This window comes from Vibrio sp. SSH13-20 (genome assembly GCF_040104475.1).
GTDB classification, from domain to species: Bacteria; Pseudomonadota; Gammaproteobacteria; order Enterobacterales; family Vibrionaceae; genus Vibrio; species Vibrio harveyi.
On record NZ_JBECOU010000006.1, the window covers coordinates 1 to 16,083 of the forward strand.

A 16,083-nucleotide genomic window follows, 5' to 3' on the forward strand; every position below is an offset into this window, starting at 1 on the left:
TACCTGTACGCTTGAAGGGATAAATAACAAGATAAAGTTAATCAAGCGGATGGGGTATGGCTATCGAGATACCGATTATTTCTTCTTAAAGATAAAAGCGGCTTTCCCCGGAAAGCCGCGATGAACCTTTTTTATGCCAGTTGCTTGCTCACTATGGAAGGGAGACAACCGATGAGAGGGGGCTTTTAGCACCGATTTCTACGGATAAGGTACTCAGTGAAAGGGGCGTTTTAAGTGATAGGTCAGATTCTAGAGGAACAAGAAGCCCTCGCTTTGAAAAGCTCGAAACATTGGTCAAGTTGGTGGAGTTTTGTTCTCTAAGTTAAAGCTAAACCGCAAGTAACCTAATAGCTAATGATTAATTTCTACCATCCCTAATCAGCAGAGTCCTGTGGTTAGGTGCTTTTTGTGCCTTCAATAAAACACGTACAAACGATTTGTTTTGATAAAACTGAGAGAGACTTAGTGATTTGAATTGAAAGAAAAAAAGCCGAACATGACGTCCGGCTTTGAATTAGTTCCCGATTTTTTACATTAATTTTTAGTGGCTATCTAAAGATTAAATTTGTGCGAATGCGCCTTCCCAAGTGTAAGCCACACCGTCGAATTCAACGCGATGTGCAGCGTTTTGCTTGTCTTCATCTAAGTTGCAAATAGCGAACAGATAAGCGTTGCCTGTTGTGGTTTGCAGACGAATCACAGTACCCACTTCGTTGTTGCCAACGACGGTTACTGACTCAACTAGGCCACGAGCGCCAACCGATGCTTCGATAGACTCGTTGAAGTAACCGTGTGTTTCTAGCACTGAGGCAAACACGTGGTTCTGACCTGATTGACGTAGGATAAGTGCTGGTTCGCTCTTCAAGTTGAAGTCTGGATCATTTGCGCCTGTGCGGGTGAAGAACACTTTGCCGCCGTTAGTTGCGCTTGTGATTAGCGAGTAGTAGCTGTTGTCGTGCAACCAACTTACCAGTGAACTGCCTTCGACTTGACCAGAACCGATGTTCCATAGGTGCTGGTAGCCGTTGTCTTCGCCCATTGGACGCAGCGTGCTTTCTACATCGTATTCAAAATCCGTACGGATGATTTGACCAGAGTAGTGCACTGGCAGGTCGTATTGGTGTTCTTGATCTGCTTCGATGCGGTAAACATCAATCACAAGCGGTTTTTCAAATTCTGGCAACTCAGCAAGAATGATGCTGCGCTGCATGTCTACGCCGTTGTAATAACCAGAGATGCGACCGCTCATGCCTTGCAGTTTTTCGTCATCAGCTTTGAAGAAGTGCTTAGAACCGAACTTGGTTTCTGCTAGCGCTGTGTCGAAGTTATTTTGTGTCTTTTGGTCAACCGTTACTGTGTTGTGCGCGACCGTCTGCTTACAGTAAGACTTGTTCTCTGGGATGTAACGACCGCCAAATTTAGGCTCAACGTTTACCCAGCGACCAAAGCCGTAATCGTGCAGCACTTCATGACCACGGTTAAACACGCTCAGGTGCAGACCATCGTAGTGACCGTGGTCTAGCGCTGAGTGGTATTGGTGATCGCTGCCGTGCTGACCAAACCAGATAAGCGCCATTGTGTCGTCGTCTTGCTCGTCACGGTGACGAAGAATGCTTACGCCGCCTTTTTCGCCTTCTGGACCGTCTGTTACGAATAGGCTACCCCAGTTGAATGGTTTGATGTTGTCTGTTGCTGCAACCGCGTCAGACAATGTTTTACCTGAGATATGAACCCAAACGTCTTGCTGGTGGTCTGCCATGCCAAGTAGCGTTTCAGACTGCTCGTAACGGTGGAAACACACTGACGTAGCCATGATTACGCCTTCATCATTGATCGAAATCGTCTTCGATGAATCGTTCAACGCTGGCAAAGTACCATCTGGGAATGCCGTCTTAAATACGGCATAAGACGTGGTCTTGATGACCGAGTCGTTAAATTCGTAAATACCAAGCTCAGGCTGACGACGCTCAATCGCTTCTGCGAATAGGTAGATTGGACGTAGCGAGAAACGGTGGTAATAAGGACCTTCCATGTAGTAGCCGTCTGGCGAGAACAACTGGTCTAACTGAGCTAGGAAGCCGCCGCTGACCTTGTCTAGTTTCAAACCGTAAAGCGCTTTGTCTACCGCATCTTGATCGTTAATTGCGTAACCACAAATACCCACAGCGGCTACTGCCCATAGACCGTGGTTGTGTACGATGTCGAAGTCGTGGCCGTAAGTTACCACGAACAGCTCAATCATTTGCTTGAACAGGTCGTTCTCAATCAGTGATTTTTGCTCTTCTTCCAAGGTATGGTAAATGCAGCTGTACGCACAAGAGGCGTATAGCATCCACATGTTCTCGTTCAGAGTTTGGTGGAAGAGCTTACCCGGAGGGTTAGAGTCACGGCTGGTGTTGCTCTCTAGCGTCGGATAAACCTTCGCGTAAGCCGTTAGCATGTCCACGATGTAATCGCGGTATTTCTGTTCGCCAGTGATAAGGAATAGGCGCCCCGCTAGATCGATGTGGATGTAGTTTTGCTTGTGACGGTTATGCTCGTAACCGCCGCCTTCGCCGTGACCTGGAACTTCAATACCGACCTCTGCCATGTAAGCGTCAGTTTGTTTGATGTCACGTGCTAGTGCATTTCCTAATAGGCTATCCGTGCCAAGTGCTTTGCTTAGTTCTGCCGCTTCTTCAAAGTTCATTAATAGCGGTTGGTAAGACTGGGTTTGGTAGCTCATTATTATTTCTCCTGCCCGAATGCGTTCACTTCTAGAGAGTAGAAGCCATTCCAGCTGTAGGTTTTACCGTTCATTTCTACTTGGTGTGGGGTTTGGTCGTCAGCGCCTAGAACATTGCTGATCATCACAGTAACCAGTGATTTTTCAGTCGTGATTTCTACGATGCTGCCAACGGCGTTGTAACCCACGACGCGGATATCTTTCACCTGACCACGTGCATTCACCGATTGCTCAAACTCTTCATTGAAGTAGCCGTGTGTTTCTAGCACAGAAGCAAATAGCGTCGATTCGCCCTTGCTGCGCAGAATGAATGCCGGTTCGCTACGTAGGTTAAAGCTTGGGTCATTGGCGCCAGTGCGAGTGAAGATCACTTCATTATCGCCGTTCTGTTTCGCGCTGCTGCTTGTGCCTAACCAAGTGTAGTAGGTGCTGTTTTGTAGCCAGCTAACTAGCGCCATATCTTGCACTTTGCCGCTTGCTACTTTCCAAAGGTGTTGGTAACCGAAGTCATCGCCAAGCGTGTTCAGTTCACCAAAGCTTTGGTAATCGAAGTTAGTACGTACGATTTGACCATCGTATTGATGAGAGTAGTCGTACTGATGCTCTCCTTCACCTTCGATGCGGTAAAGGTCTAGCAATAGCGGTGCTTCAAGCTCATCTAGGTTAAGCATGAACACACTGCGCTGCATGTCTGTGTTCGGGTAGTGGTCGTTCGCAAACGCGCTCATACCGTTGATTTCAGTGCCTTCCACTTTGAAGAAGTGAGGCAAACCGTGCACTGAATCAGCGCGGTCTACATCGAAACCATTCTGACATTGCTCATCAATCGTTACCGCGTTATGCGCGATAGTTTGACGTGCGTACGATTTGTTTTCGTCTAGGTAACGACCGCCGAATTTAGGCTCAACGTTTACCCAGCGACAGAAGCCGTATTCACGCAGCACTTCTTGACCACGGTTGAAGAAGGTAATGCCAAGCGTATCGAAGTTACCATGTCCCATGCCGTGTTGACCGTAGTTCATCACAAGCTGTGACACATCACCGGTTTTATCCTGCATACGGATAAAGCCTTGTGCACCGTTGTTGCCAGTTGGACCTTCGTTAAGTTCCACACTTGGCCAGAAAGGTATACCGATTTCACGGTCTGCGATGGCTTTATCGTAAGCTTGAGAAAGCTCTAGACCGCATGGGTGCATCCAAACGGCGTTTTGAATCTTCGCCATGCCTAGAATGTTGTCATCCAAGCCGTAGTGCTTGCTGTAAACGCTCACTGCAACTTGAACACCCATATCGGTAATGCTCATGGTACGAGATGCGTCGTTTAGGGCTGGGAACTCACCATTCGGGTAAGCTGTTGCTAGCATCGCCTGTACTGTGTTGCCAATCACTTTGTCTTTGTAGTTGTAGATGTCTACTTCAGGCATGTGACGGTGTACCACTTCTGCGAATACACAAGTTGGACGAATCGCATAACGATGGTAGTACGGACCTTCCATGTAGTAACCAGAAGGTGCGAACAGTTGTGAGATTTGCGCTAGGAAGCCGCCAGTATCATCACGATCTTGACCATACACAGACATCTCTAGATATTCAGGTTTGCCAATAGCTAGACCACAAATACCAACAGCCGCCACTGCCCAGATACCGTGGTTGTGAATACGGTCGAAATCGTGCGCGTATTTCACGGTGAACATGTCTAGCATTGGTTCGAAAATGCGCTCAACAACCGCAGTGCGCTCTTCTTCTGTCATCACTGATGCCACGCAAGAATAGGCAAGACTAGTAAACATTAACCAACAGTGTTCATTAAGGATCTGGTGGAAAAGACGACCTGTAGGGTTAGTGTTTTTCTGTACGTGGAAATCAAAAGTGAGGTACTTCTCTGCGTAAATAGCGAGAAGATCTTTAACGAACTGCGCGTACTTTTCTTCTTGAGTGATCAAGAACAAACGACCCGCTAAGTTCATGTAGGTATAGTTTTGTTTGTGGCGGTTGTGCTCGTAGCCACCCGCTTCGCCGTGACCTGGGACGTCTAGAGGCAGACGCATGAAGGCTTCAAGTTCCTTGCGATTCGCTTCAATGGATTTGCCCATCAAGCTCGGCTTTCCGACTTCCTTTCTTAGTAGTTCGACTTCTGCTTCAGTCAACAAAATCGGTTGTGTAGTCATTTCTTTACCACCCTCAGATGAAGTGTGTTGTTTTCTTAAACTTTCTATAAAGTAATACAATATTAGATTTGGGGGGTAGTTTTTGTGGCAAAAAGGGAGAGTGAAATCACGCGAATTTAGCTAACTCATTGATTTATATTGTTGTGGCGATCCCTGTTGTGGCTGATGTTTCTACGTTATCAATCGTTAAGTGGAATGCTTTAGGTCTCTCCATTTGATGGATATCACATATTTTTAGATATATTGTATTACAATTAAGATGGATCGGATATGCTCGTTACCAATTCGACAGCAGACCCTTTCGCTTTGCGTTTCACTTTTATCAATACGACGCTTTTTTAAGAGAACCTTTTAATAAAAGCATGGTTAAGAATGAAGTGCCGTAGGGTTCGCTTTAATAGAGACTTTTTAGGAGTATGACGATGAATTCTTTCTTTGTATTAGATGAGAACCCGTGGGAAGAGCTAGGCGGCGGTATCAAACGTAAAATTGTTGCTTACACAGATGATCTGATGGCTGTTCACCTATGTTTTGACAAAGGTGCGATTGGTGCTCCACATACGCATGAGATTCACGATCAAATCGGTTACGTAGTACGTGGCAGCTTTGAAGCAGAAATCGAAGGCGAAAAGAAAGTACTGAAAGAGGGTGACGCGTATTTTGCTCGTAAGCACATGATGCATGGCGCGGTTGCACTAGAGCAAGACAGCATTCTTCTGGATATCTTCAACCCAGCTCGTGAAGACTTCTTAAAGTAACGTATAGCGCAACCTCAGTTGCTAAGGTGACAGTATGAAATCATTAAATATCGCGATCATTGGCGAATGTATGGTTGAGCTACAGAAAAAGGAAGGTCAGTTGCGTCAGTCATTCGGTGGTGACACGTTGAATACCGCTCTTTACTTATCCCGTTTGACCAAAGCTCACGATATCAAAACTAGCTATGTAACTGCCCTGGGTAATGATCCTTTTAGCCAAGAAATGCTTTCAGCATGGCAAGAAGAGGGCATTGATACCAGCTTAGTGTTGACTGTTAATGGTAAACAGCCGGGTATTTACTACATCGAAACGGATGAGACAGGCGAGCGTTACTTCCACTATTGGCGTAATGAAGCAGCAGCAAAGTTTTTGTTTGAACAGGACGAATCTTCGGCACTAGTCGACACGCTTTATTCTTATGATGCGGTTTACCTGAGTGGCATTACATTAGCGATTCTTACTGAAGAAGGTAAGACGCAGTTGTTTGCATTCCTCGAACGCTTTAAAGCACAAGGCGGCCAGGTTATTTTCGATAATAACTACCGTCCTAAATTGTGGGAAAGCCGAGAGAATGCCATGTCTTGGTACCTTAAGATTCTTAAGTTTACCGATATTGCTCTACTCACATTTGAGGATGAGCAAATGCTGTATGGTGACGAGCATCTAGAACAGTGCATTGAGAGAACCTCTGCACTAGGCGTAGATGAAATCATCATCAAACGTGGTAGTAAAGATTGCTTGGTTGTGGCGAATGGCGAAGCGCAATACGTGGCGCCAAACAAAGTCGATAGCGTGATTGATACGACGGCAGCAGGTGACTCTTTCAGTGCAGGCTTTTTGGCGAAGCGTTTGACTGGTGGTAATGCGGCTGAATCGGCTTACTCTGGTCATTGTATGGCTGGTGAGGTTATTCAGCACAAAGGTGCCATCATTCCACGTGAAGTGATGCCCGATCTTCCTTTGTAATTCTTTTGCGGAGTGTTGAATAATCGGCGCTCCGCAGTGATTTATTGAACTCAAGTTAACGACGATGAGTACACTCTTATGACAACATTAAACGAACAATTAGCAAACCTAAAAGTAATTCCTGTTATTGCCATCAACAAAGCAGAAGATGCGATTCCTTTAGGTCGCACTTTGGTTGAAAACGGTATGCCTTGCGCTGAAATCACGTTCCGCACAGAGTGTGCTGCAGAAGCGATTCGTGCTATGCGCGCTGAGTTCCCAGAAATGTTGATTGGTGCGGGTACAATCTTAACTAATGAACAAGTTGACCAAGCGATTGAAGCCGGTGTGGACTTTATTGTTAGCCCAGGCTTTAACCCTCGTACGGTTCAATACTGCCTAGACAAGGGCGTAGCTATTGTACCTGGCGTAAACAATCCAAGCCTTGTTGAGCAAGCGATGGAAATGGGGCTGCGTACACTTAAGTTCTTCCCTGCTGAGCCATCTGGCGGTGTTGGTATGCTTAAAGCTCTAACGGCAGTTTACCCAGTAAAATTCATGCCAACAGGTGGTGTGAGCCTAGGTAACGTAGATGAGTACTTGTCTATTCCTTCAGTGCTGGCATGTGGCGGTACTTGGATGGTTCCAACAAAACTTATCGATGAAGGCAAGTGGGATGAACTAGGTACATTGGTTCGTGACGCCGTCGCTCACGTAGCATAAGTGCAGTAGCGCCCCGATAAAATTAGCGAAAAGAATGTAAAGCGAGCCTTAGTGCTCGCTTTTTTGTGTTTGAAAGAGGCGAGATAAAGGAACTAGAAAAGAGATTTCCTACTCAGTCGTCCTCCTTTTAGGAAATGACGGTAAGGAGTAGGGGTAAAGCCGAGAGGAGAAGCATGAGGTTTGAGATCTGGAAGTGGTAATGCGTAGAACCTCCTCAGCGTCATTCTCGAGAGCGACGAAGGAGCGAGTCGGGAATCTCAATTTTTGTATTCATCTATAATCGCGCTTGCGATCCGGTTCATCTGAAACATCTCATTACGTTTCCTACAAATAAATGCCACGCATTTTTGATCTTCAGACAAAGCACAAGAAAGAAAAATATTCCATACTTTAATGGATTTCTAATATATTATTTGTATTACAATATAATGCAATGGCTTACGTGGTGATTATTCCTTTAAATCCCAAATAGCCAAGAAAATAAAGGATTTTAGTGCGTTTTCTTCGTCGAATAACTTATGCTTTAGATCACAATTAAAGCTTATTGTAGTACAAATAAAAATATGAACGGAGTAATCTAGGCAGTAGAAAATGATCAAACTCGAAAGGCTGAAAAAATGACTATTGATACTTTTGTTGTTCTTGCCTACTTCTTCTTCCTAGTTGCCATTGGTTGGATGTTCCGTAAGTTCACGACGTCGACCAGTGACTACTTCCGAGGGGGCGGTAAGATGTTATGGTGGATGGTAGGTGCTACCGCCTTCATGACGCAATTTTCAGCATGGACGTTTACAGGTGCCGCAGGACGCGCGTTCAACGACGGTTTCGTTGTTGTAATCCTATTCTTAGCCAACGCATTTGGCTACTTCTTGAACTATCTCTACTTTGCTCCAAAGTTCCGCCAGCTACGTGTAGTAACGGCAATCGAAGCAATTCGTCAGCGTTTTGGTAAAACGTCAGAGCAGTTCTTCACTTGGGCTGGCATGCCAGACAGCTTGATCTCAGCTGGTATCTGGTTGAATGGTCTCGCAATCTTTGTGGCTGCGGTATTCAATATTCCGATGGAAGCGACCATTATCGTAACTGGTTTGGTTCTGATGTTGATGGCGGTAACGGGCGGCTCTTGGGCGGTTGTTGCTTCTGACTTCATGCAGATGCTGGTTATCATGGCGGTAACCATTACTTGTGCGGTGGCGGCTTACTTCCACGGCGGCGGTATTGGTAACATCGTGTCGAACTTCCACGGTGACTTCATGCTGGGTAATCACCTGAACTACATCAGTATCTTTGTCCTTTGGGTGGTGTTCATCTTTGTTAAGCAGTTCGGTGTAATGAACAACAGCATCAACGCTTACCGCTACCTATGTGCAAAAGACAGTGAGAATGCGCGTAAAGCTGCAGGTCTTGCATGTGTGTTGATGATTGTTGGTCCTATCATTTGGTTCCTACCTCCTTGGTACGTAGCGGCATTTATGCCTGACTTCGCAGAGCAGTACGGCTCAGTAGGTGGTGATGCAGCTTACCTAGCGTTCGTACAAAACGTAATGCCGGCGGGTATGGTGGGTCTTCTGATGTCAGCAATGTTTGCGGCGACCATGTCTTCAATGGACTCTGGTCTAAACCGTAACGCAGGTATCTTTGTGATGAACTTCTACAGCCCTATTGTACGCCCGCAAGCGTCACAGAAAGAGCTGGTTATCGTGAGTAAAGTGACGACCATTATGATGGGCTTCATCATCATCGGTATTGGTTTGTTTATTAACTCACTACGTCACCTGAGCTTGTTTGATATCGTACTAAACGTAGGTGCGTTGATTGGTTTCCCAATGTTGATTCCTGTGTTACTTGGTATGTGGATTCGTAAGACGCCAGACTGGGCTGGTTGGGCAACACTCGTTGTAGGTGGCTTTGTTTCTTACATCTTCGGTATCTCTCTACAAGCACAAGATGTTGAGCACCTATTCGGACTAGAACAAGCTCTAACAGCACGTGAGTGGGCTGACCTTAAAGTTGGCTTGAGCTTAGCGGCGCACGTTGTCTTCACTGGTGGTTTCTTCTTACTAACAACACGCTTCTACAAAGGCTTGACGCCTGAGCGTGAAAAAGAAGTGGACCAATTGTTCGAGAACTGGAACACACCGCTTGTGGCTGATAGTGAAGAGCAACAAAACCTAGATACAAAACAGCGTGGCATGCTTGGTAAGCTTATTAGCGTAGCAGGCTTCGGTATCCTAGCGATGGCTCTGATTCCAAACGAGCCAACAGGTCGACTTCTGTTCATCTTGTGTGGTGCGATTGTTCTCTCGGTTGGTGTTCTATTGGTGAACGCGGCGCGAGGACCTAAAAGCCCAAAGTTAGCTAACGCGAAAAGCTAACCGCAATTAACAAACTCTCTATGAAAAATCCCACGGTCAATACCGTGGGATTTTTTTGTTTATGGTGTCATTAATTGAGCCACAAACGATCTTTATCATTCCAAGTAACTTGCAGTGAACGATTCTGAAAGTGTGCCATGACGGATGTTTGCGCTGCTTTGAAAACGCAGCAGTAGAGCGCGTTGCTAAACCATTCAGCCCAGAGAATGACAAAAAGCCATGAATAACAACCAGATAACGCTTGCAGTATGCTCCCACTCCTTGAGCTGTAGTCATCGATAATCATCACGCCGTGGGTCATGTTCTGCGGTGATAATAGTTGTTCTGGGGAGTTCACCGATGGTTTGTAACGAAGGGCAAAGCTTCCCATTAACTTGGAATTCTTCAACTAGTACTCAGAAACCAGTCTCAAGATAATCGGTCACTCTTTAACTGTAAAAAGAAAATATCCGCGGAATAATGTACAAACATAATGTCATGTCTATACCCAAGTAACCTCGTGATGCTTGATTTAGTGAGAATGACTGGGTTCAGCGAGAATGATTTGGTTTGTAGACATGGCGGTGATTTAAAGGTTTCGTAGAGTTCAATCAATAATCACCAACAAAGTATACAAGCCAACGCCATTAACATTTACCAAGAATATCCGTTGGGAGCGTGTCATGAACTCGGTTTTTTATTAAACCAATGGCGGTGTCAAACCACTTGGACAAGCCTTGCTATCGCACGGCGTTATTCTCCTTGCTTACTTTTGGTAAAAAGGGAACCGATGGCAACATTCTGAATCCTGCATCTTGAAGCTGCTTGAGTACATATACAGTTTGAACGTAGGGTGTGGATCTCAAAGAGGGAGAAGGAGTGAATTTAAGAGGAGAAAAGAAAGCACAAAAAAAGCCTTGCTACGGGGTTAGCAAGGCTTTGGAAGCGCAGTTTAGTAAAGTATTAACCTTCTAGCTCTGCGAAGTAATCAAAGATCACTGGTACGTCGTTTTGACCAAGACCTTGGTCCACTGCAGCTTGTAGACTCTTAGAAGTCCCTTCTGCGATAAGAGACTCAGTGCCTAGGTCTTTTACCATCTCTAAGAAGTAACCAAGGTCTTTGTTTGCGTTTGCAATAGAGAAACCAAGCTTCTCTTCGCCATCTACAGCGTAGAACTTACAGAACTGCATGAATGGTGAGTTTGATGGACCAGCAGACATGATGTCGAATAGTTGTTGACCATCAACGCCAGCACGTTTAGCAACCGCAAATGCCTGAGACATGGTCGCTACTGTTGTCATACCCATGAAGTTGTTTACTAGCTTAGTCACATGACCAGAACCTAGCGCACCAAGGTGGAATACGTTTTCACCTTGATCGTCCAGTACAGGCTTCACCTTGTTGAATGTTTCGATGTCACCTGCAGCCATGATGTTCAACAGACCATCTTTTGCGTGAGCAGGCGTACGACCTAGAGGCGCATCGATCATACCTGCGCCTTTAGCTGCAAGGTCTGCACCGATCTTACGAGTAGAAGCAGGGATAGACGTACCGAAGTCAATCAGTGTCGCACCTTCTTTAATACCCGCTAGGATACCTTCTTCACCATAAACGATTTTCTCAACAACTTCAGATGTTGTTAGACATAGCATCACGATGTCACTTGCTTCAGCCAGTGCTTTAGGTGAGCTTGCTTCTTTTGCGCCGCGAGCAACACATGCTGCTACTGCGTCTTTATTCAGATCCATTACGTTTAGTTCGTAACCACGGTTTTGAAGGTTCTCAACCATGTTTCCACCCATCAGACCAAGGCCGATGAAACCAATGACAGGTTTTGTCATATCAAACTCCAAATATCGTATTGTATGATTATATGCTTTTATCTTAATTCCTCATTTTGAATTTGCAATCGGAAAATGAGACGAAAGGCGATTTGCCACTGGTTTTTGATAAAAATGAGAGGTTGGTTAGCCTATTGGTACGATTTTTATTGGCTTTGAGTGATTTTTATGTCTTCGGGATAAGGTCACGAAAACGAGAAGGTATAAGCAAAAAATGGGTATTTGATTGAGATACGTTTGCCTTCTGAATATGGCAAATTGTATGACAATATCGGGCGGTTAATCTTCAGTAAAAGAATCTAAGCCAAAGAGAGGAGAGAACGAGGAAGTATGGATAGAGAAACCAGAAATAAAAGAAAGGTAAGAAAGAGAAGAGCCATAATGTTTGACTCTTCTCTCAATGGTTAAAGCTTGATTAAGTTAGGCGATTAAAGGTCAAAGCGGTCGTTGTTCATTACTTTTACCCACGCAGCAACAAAATCGTGCACAAACTTCTCTTTGTTGTCGTCTTGTGCGTAAACCTCGGCATAAGAGCGGAGCACGGAGTTTGAACCGAACACCAAGTCAACACGTGATGCTGTCCATCTTGTTTGACCAGAAGCTCGCTCGCGGATTTCGTATTCGTTATCACTGGTTGGATGCCAGGTGTAGCTCATATCAGTGAGGTTTACGAAGAAGTCATTCGTTAACGCGCCGACATTATCAGTGAACACACCATGCGCAGCGCCGCCGTAGTTGGTACCAAGCACGCGCATGCCACCAACTAATACGGTCATTTCGACTGCGGTTAGTTGCATCAATTGGCTTCTTTCAAGCAATAGTTCTTCTGCCGTCACAACGTAATCTGATTTTAGCCAGTTACGGAATCCATCATGGATCGGCTCGAGTACATCGAAGGATTCGGCGTCAGTCATTGCATCGGTTGAGTCACCACGACCTTGGCTAAATGGCACAGAAATATTCATGCCCGCATTCGATGCTGCTTTCTCAATACCCACTCCGCCAGCAAGCACAATCAAATCCGCCATGCTGATAGGGGAGTTATGGGTGGTGCGAATTGAATCGAGCGTGTTGAGTACTTTCTGCAATCTTTCCGGTTCGTTACCTACCCAATCTTTTTGCGGAGCAAGGCGGATACGCGCACCGTTTGCTCCGCCTCGGCGGTCTGAACCACGGAATGTTCGCGCGCTGTCCCATGCGGTTGAGACTAATTCTGCGATACTTAGCTCGCTGTTAAGAATCGCCATCTTGAGTGCATCGATATTGTCTTCAGATAAGTGATAAGACACCGGTGGTACCGGATCTTGCCAAATCAAATCCTCGGCTGGCACATCAGGGCCGAGATAACGAGATTTAGGTCCTAAATCGCGGTGAGTCAGTTTAAACCAAGCTCGAGCAAAGCAATCCTCAAAGTACTTAGGGTCGTCGCGGAAACGCTCGGCGATTTTGCGGTACTCTGGGTCAAACTTCAGTGCCATATCCGCATCGGTCATCATCGGATTGCGGCGGATGCTTGGGTCTTCCACATCCACAGGCATGTCTTCTTCTTTGATGTTGATTGGTTCCCATTGTTCTGCGCCTGCTGGGCTCTTCGTTACCCACCAGTCGTAGGTGAACAACAAATGGAAGTAGCCGTTATCCCACTTGGTTGGGTTGGTTGTCCATGCGCCTTCGATGCCACTAGTGACGGTATCACGTCCTATGCCACGAGAAGTTTTATTTAGCCAACCGAAACCTTGGTCTTCAATTTCAGCGCCTTCAGGTTCAGGACCAAGTAACGAAGCGTCGCCGTTGCCGTGTGCTTTACCAACAGTGTGACCACCGGCTGTTAATGCAACGGTTTCTTCATCGTTCATTGCCATACGGGCAAATGTTACACGCATGTCGTGTGCGGTTTTGATGGGATCGGGTTTACCGTCGACCCCTTCTGGGTTTACGTAAATCAGGCCCATCATCACTGCTGCAAGCGGATTCTCGAGATCACGTTCGCCAGAGTATCGGTTGTTTTCACCGCCACTTGGTTGCAGCCACTCTTTTTCTGCGCCCCAATAAATGTCTTTTTCTGGATGCCAAATGTCTTCTCGACCGCCGGCAAAACCGAACGTCTTGAAGCCCATTGACTCATAAGCCATGTTGCCAGCAAGAATCATTAAATCCGCCCAGGATAGCTTGTTACCGTATTTTCTTTTGACCGGCCATAAAAGGCGACGGGCTTTGTCGAGGTTACCGTTATCTGGCCAACTGTTGAGGGGAGCAAAACGCTGGTTGCCTCGACTTGCACCACCACGACCATCGGCAATTCGATACGTACCTGCCGAGTGCCACGCCATCCGAATCATCAAACCACCGTAATGACCCCAATCCGCTGGCCACCAATCTTGGCTATCGGTCATCAGATCTTTCAGGTCTTTTTTGACTTCCTCTAAGTCAAGAGAGTTAAAGGCATCAGCGTAGTTGAAGTCTGCGCCCATTGGGTCAGTTTTGTGATCGTGTTGATGTAGGATATCGAGGTTGAGGGTTTTCGGCCACCAATTGAACTCTGTGGCTTGTTGGTTGGTATTCGCTCCATGCATGACAGGACATTTGGAGTGATTGTTGTTGTCGCTCATCTTTTGCTCCCTAACTGGGGTTAGTGTCCTGAAAGTTTAGTTATTGGTTAGCTATTTCGCCCTCATGGTTTGGTTATATTTTTCAAGGTTTTGGTCAAAAGATGATCGGTGTCATTCTTCTTTTAATAAACAGTGTTTGATGCTAAATAACTCAAATTCTTATCCATTAAACATCTAAATAAAAGCATCCTAAAAGAAGTATCTAAACGTAACTTTTCAAAATACGTACCTTTGTAATCCATGTCGGATTTCATTGAACTTGTTCTAAGGTCATCACATTTCTAGGGCTAAGTGGTTTAAGTTTGTGCCAAAAGTCGTAACGCTGTGTGCAACAGAGTGAGCTGAGGGTTATTCGCAGTATTGGCTCACCGAAAAGGATTGATTACTGTCCCATTGATTACGAGTACTGAGCCGAGCGATAGCTCACGTAAATTGAGAGTCGAGAAACAAAGGATGAGAAGTAAACAGAACAAAGCGGTATTACTCGCGTTTGTGTCAGGGAGTGTATTTGGCGCGGCGCTCGTTATCGCTATGTATATTCAAATTTGATGCGTGTATGGCAAAGCCACCAAAATTGAAAAATCAAATTGTGCAAGGAGTAGGGTTGTTTTCAGCTCTGCTCCTTGTTAGTTTTAAAAACATGAAAACGACATTTACTCCTTCATCAAACTTCTTTTGGTGGCGCTCTAATTAGAGCGGCGCGGAATCTTTACATTCTTACGCTGCTGGACGGTAGCTGAGAATGTCATGTCTTTTTTTATCTCCAGTAGCGATCTATTTTTCTTTGGAGATAAGTTATGAACACCCCACACGATACTCAAGAACGCGAAATCATTTTAACTGGTGATCGAGCTACAGGTCCTTTGCATCTGGGCCATTACGTTGGTTCACTACAACAACGTGTTGCTCTACAAACTCAACATGAGCAAACCATTTTGGTTGCTGACATGCAGGGCTTAACCGATAACGCACATAATCCCTCTAAGGTCTCGTCTAACATTTTAAATGTGGTCGCGGATTACCTCGCCGTCGGGATTGACCCAACCCAAACTACCATTTGTTTGCAGTCTCAAGTCCCGGCTCTTGCCGAGTTGACAATGTACTACAGTAACTTGGTTTCTATCGCACGCTTGGAGCGTAACCCGACGGTGAAAAATGAAATTCAAAGCAAAGGGTTTGAGCGTTCCATTCCGGCTGGGTTTCTGACGTACCCAATTTCTCAAGCCGCGGACATCACAGGTTTTCACGCGACTCTCGTGCCTGTCGGAGATGACCAATTACCGATGCTAGAACAGACCAATGAGATCGTTAGAAAGATAAATCACCTTGGCGGAAAAGCCATCTTGAAAGAGTGTCGTCCATTGCTCAGTGACGCACCACGCTTGCCAAGCACTGACGGTAAAAACAAGATGTCAAAAAGCATGGGCAATGCAATCAACCTTGGAGCAACAGAGAAAGAAATCTCTGCGGCAGTGAAATCGATGTACACCGACCCAAACCACCTACGCATTGAAGACCCTGGTCAGGTTGAAGGAAATATTGTATTCACATACCTTGATGCGTTTCATACCGACAAAGATTATGTAGAAGAACTCAAAATGCTTTACCGCCGTGGTGGATTAGGCGATGGAACAACCAAGAAAGTATTGGAAGAGTGTCTGCAAGAGATGCTTCGTCCTATTCGAGAAAAACGCGCCATGTTCCTTGATGATAAAGCACAGCTTATCGACATCCTAAAACAAGGCAGTCAGCTTTCCCGTGAGAAAACCGAGCAAGTGTTGTTTGATGTGAAAGGAGTGTTTGGTTTGAATCTGTTCTGAGACGACCATCGAATACCTACCTCGCTAAACGAATTCAATTTGGGCTACGGTGACAGATTATTTCGTTAAAGGCACAACGTTTTTCATGGCGTTGTGTCTTTTTCTTCTCTCATTTTTTGTTGAATTTTATTGATAATA

At 45.5% G+C, this 16,083-nt stretch carries 11 protein-coding genes; 6 read left to right on the forward strand and 5 right to left on the reverse strand.

The genetic code is table 11. The features are described 5' to 3' along the window. A partial coding sequence (locus ABMY42_RS17455) for a transposase (RefSeq protein ID WP_137406502.1) occupies positions 1-124 on the forward strand: 124 nt, incomplete at its 5' end. A 435-nt stretch (positions 125-559) separates the two neighbouring features. Here the strand turns inward: ABMY42_RS17455 and ABMY42_RS17460 are convergent. Next, positions 560-2,725: a heparinase II/III family protein gene (locus ABMY42_RS17460; protein WP_349266576.1), complete on the reverse strand. Its 2,166-nt coding sequence runs from the start codon at positions 2,723-2,725 to the stop codon at positions 560-562. A 2-nt stretch (positions 2,726-2,727) separates the two neighbouring features. Further along, positions 2,728-4,893, reverse strand: a complete 2,166-nt coding sequence (locus ABMY42_RS17465; protein ID WP_009703184.1) for a heparinase II/III family protein — start codon at positions 4,891-4,893, stop codon at positions 2,728-2,730. 422 nt (positions 4,894-5,315) lie between these two features. On the opposite strand from ABMY42_RS17465, the gene ABMY42_RS17470 reads away from it, so the two are divergent. The 4 genes from ABMY42_RS17470 (at position 5,316) to ABMY42_RS17485 (ending at position 9,695) form a co-directional block, all read left to right on the forward strand. Next, positions 5,316-5,651, forward strand: coding sequence for a cupin domain-containing protein (locus ABMY42_RS17470; protein ID WP_005450851.1), 336 nt, complete (start codon positions 5,316-5,318; stop codon positions 5,649-5,651). Between the two features lie 34 nt (positions 5,652-5,685). Further along, on the forward strand, positions 5,686-6,618 hold the full coding sequence (locus ABMY42_RS17475; protein WP_005450848.1) for a sugar kinase: 933 nt from the start codon (positions 5,686-5,688) through the stop codon (positions 6,616-6,618). 78 nt (positions 6,619-6,696) lie between these two features. Then, the gene (locus ABMY42_RS17480) at positions 6,697-7,320 is read left to right on the forward strand and encodes a bifunctional 4-hydroxy-2-oxoglutarate aldolase/2-dehydro-3-deoxy-phosphogluconate aldolase (RefSeq protein ID WP_005388506.1); all 624 of its coding nucleotides are present in this window, start codon (positions 6,697-6,699) and stop codon (positions 7,318-7,320) included. Between the two features lie 617 nt (positions 7,321-7,937). Beyond that, positions 7,938-9,695 carry a transporter gene (locus ABMY42_RS17485; RefSeq protein ID WP_349266577.1) on the forward strand — a complete coding sequence of 586 codons (1,758 nt, stop codon included), beginning with the start codon at positions 7,938-7,940 and terminating at the stop codon, positions 9,693-9,695. Between the two features lie 70 nt (positions 9,696-9,765). Here ABMY42_RS17485 and ABMY42_RS17490 read toward each other — a convergent pair whose 3' ends face one another. From ABMY42_RS17490 to katG, 3 genes are all read right to left on the reverse strand, one after another. Further along, positions 9,766-10,065 (reverse strand): lipase, encoded by a 300-nt coding sequence (locus tag ABMY42_RS17490; RefSeq protein ID WP_274876774.1) that lies wholly within the window; start codon positions 10,063-10,065, stop codon positions 9,766-9,768. A 572-nt stretch (positions 10,066-10,637) separates the two neighbouring features. Beyond that, positions 10,638-11,516 (reverse strand): NAD(P)-dependent oxidoreductase, encoded by an 879-nt coding sequence (locus tag ABMY42_RS17495; protein ID WP_017819133.1) that lies wholly within the window; start codon positions 11,514-11,516, stop codon positions 10,638-10,640. A gap of 428 nt (positions 11,517-11,944) precedes the next feature. Continuing rightward, positions 11,945-14,125 (reverse strand): catalase/peroxidase HPI, encoded by a 2,181-nt coding sequence (gene katG / locus ABMY42_RS17500; RefSeq protein ID WP_005450841.1) that lies wholly within the window; start codon positions 14,123-14,125, stop codon positions 11,945-11,947. Positions 14,126-14,922: 797 nt separating this feature from the next. Between katG and trpS the strand changes: the two genes are divergently transcribed. Beyond that, entirely contained in the window at positions 14,923-15,945 is a 1,023-nt protein-coding gene (gene trpS / locus ABMY42_RS17505; RefSeq protein WP_005450839.1) for a tryptophan--tRNA ligase, read from the forward strand. The last annotated feature ends 138 nt before the right edge of the window (positions 15,946-16,083 follow it).

What these genes read in the sequence shown, in the direction of transcription:
- ABMY42_RS17490 (WP_274876774.1), bottom strand. Translation starts at nt 10,065, where the DNA reads ATGGGAAGCTTTGCCCTTCGTTACAAACCATCGGTGAACTCCCCAGAA.
- ABMY42_RS17475 (WP_005450848.1), top strand. Translation starts at nt 5,686, where the DNA reads ATGAAATCATTAAATATCGCGATCATTGGCGAATGTATGGTTGAGCTA.
- trpS (WP_005450839.1), top strand. Translation starts at nt 14,923, where the DNA reads ATGAACACCCCACACGATACTCAAGAACGCGAAATCATTTTAACTGGT.
- katG (WP_005450841.1), bottom strand. Translation starts at nt 14,125, where the DNA reads ATGAGCGACAACAACAATCACTCCAAATGTCCTGTCATGCATGGAGCG.
- ABMY42_RS17495 (WP_017819133.1), bottom strand. Translation starts at nt 11,516, where the DNA reads ATGACAAAACCTGTCATTGGTTTCATCGGCCTTGGTCTGATGGGTGGA.
- ABMY42_RS17465 (WP_009703184.1), bottom strand. Translation starts at nt 4,893, where the DNA reads ATGACTACACAACCGATTTTGTTGACTGAAGCAGAAGTCGAACTACTA.
- ABMY42_RS17480 (WP_005388506.1), top strand. Translation starts at nt 6,697, where the DNA reads ATGACAACATTAAACGAACAATTAGCAAACCTAAAAGTAATTCCTGTT.
- ABMY42_RS17485 (WP_349266577.1), top strand. Translation starts at nt 7,938, where the DNA reads ATGACTATTGATACTTTTGTTGTTCTTGCCTACTTCTTCTTCCTAGTT.
- ABMY42_RS17460 (WP_349266576.1), bottom strand. Translation starts at nt 2,725, where the DNA reads ATGAGCTACCAAACCCAGTCTTACCAACCGCTATTAATGAACTTTGAA.
- ABMY42_RS17470 (WP_005450851.1), top strand. Translation starts at nt 5,316, where the DNA reads ATGAATTCTTTCTTTGTATTAGATGAGAACCCGTGGGAAGAGCTAGGC.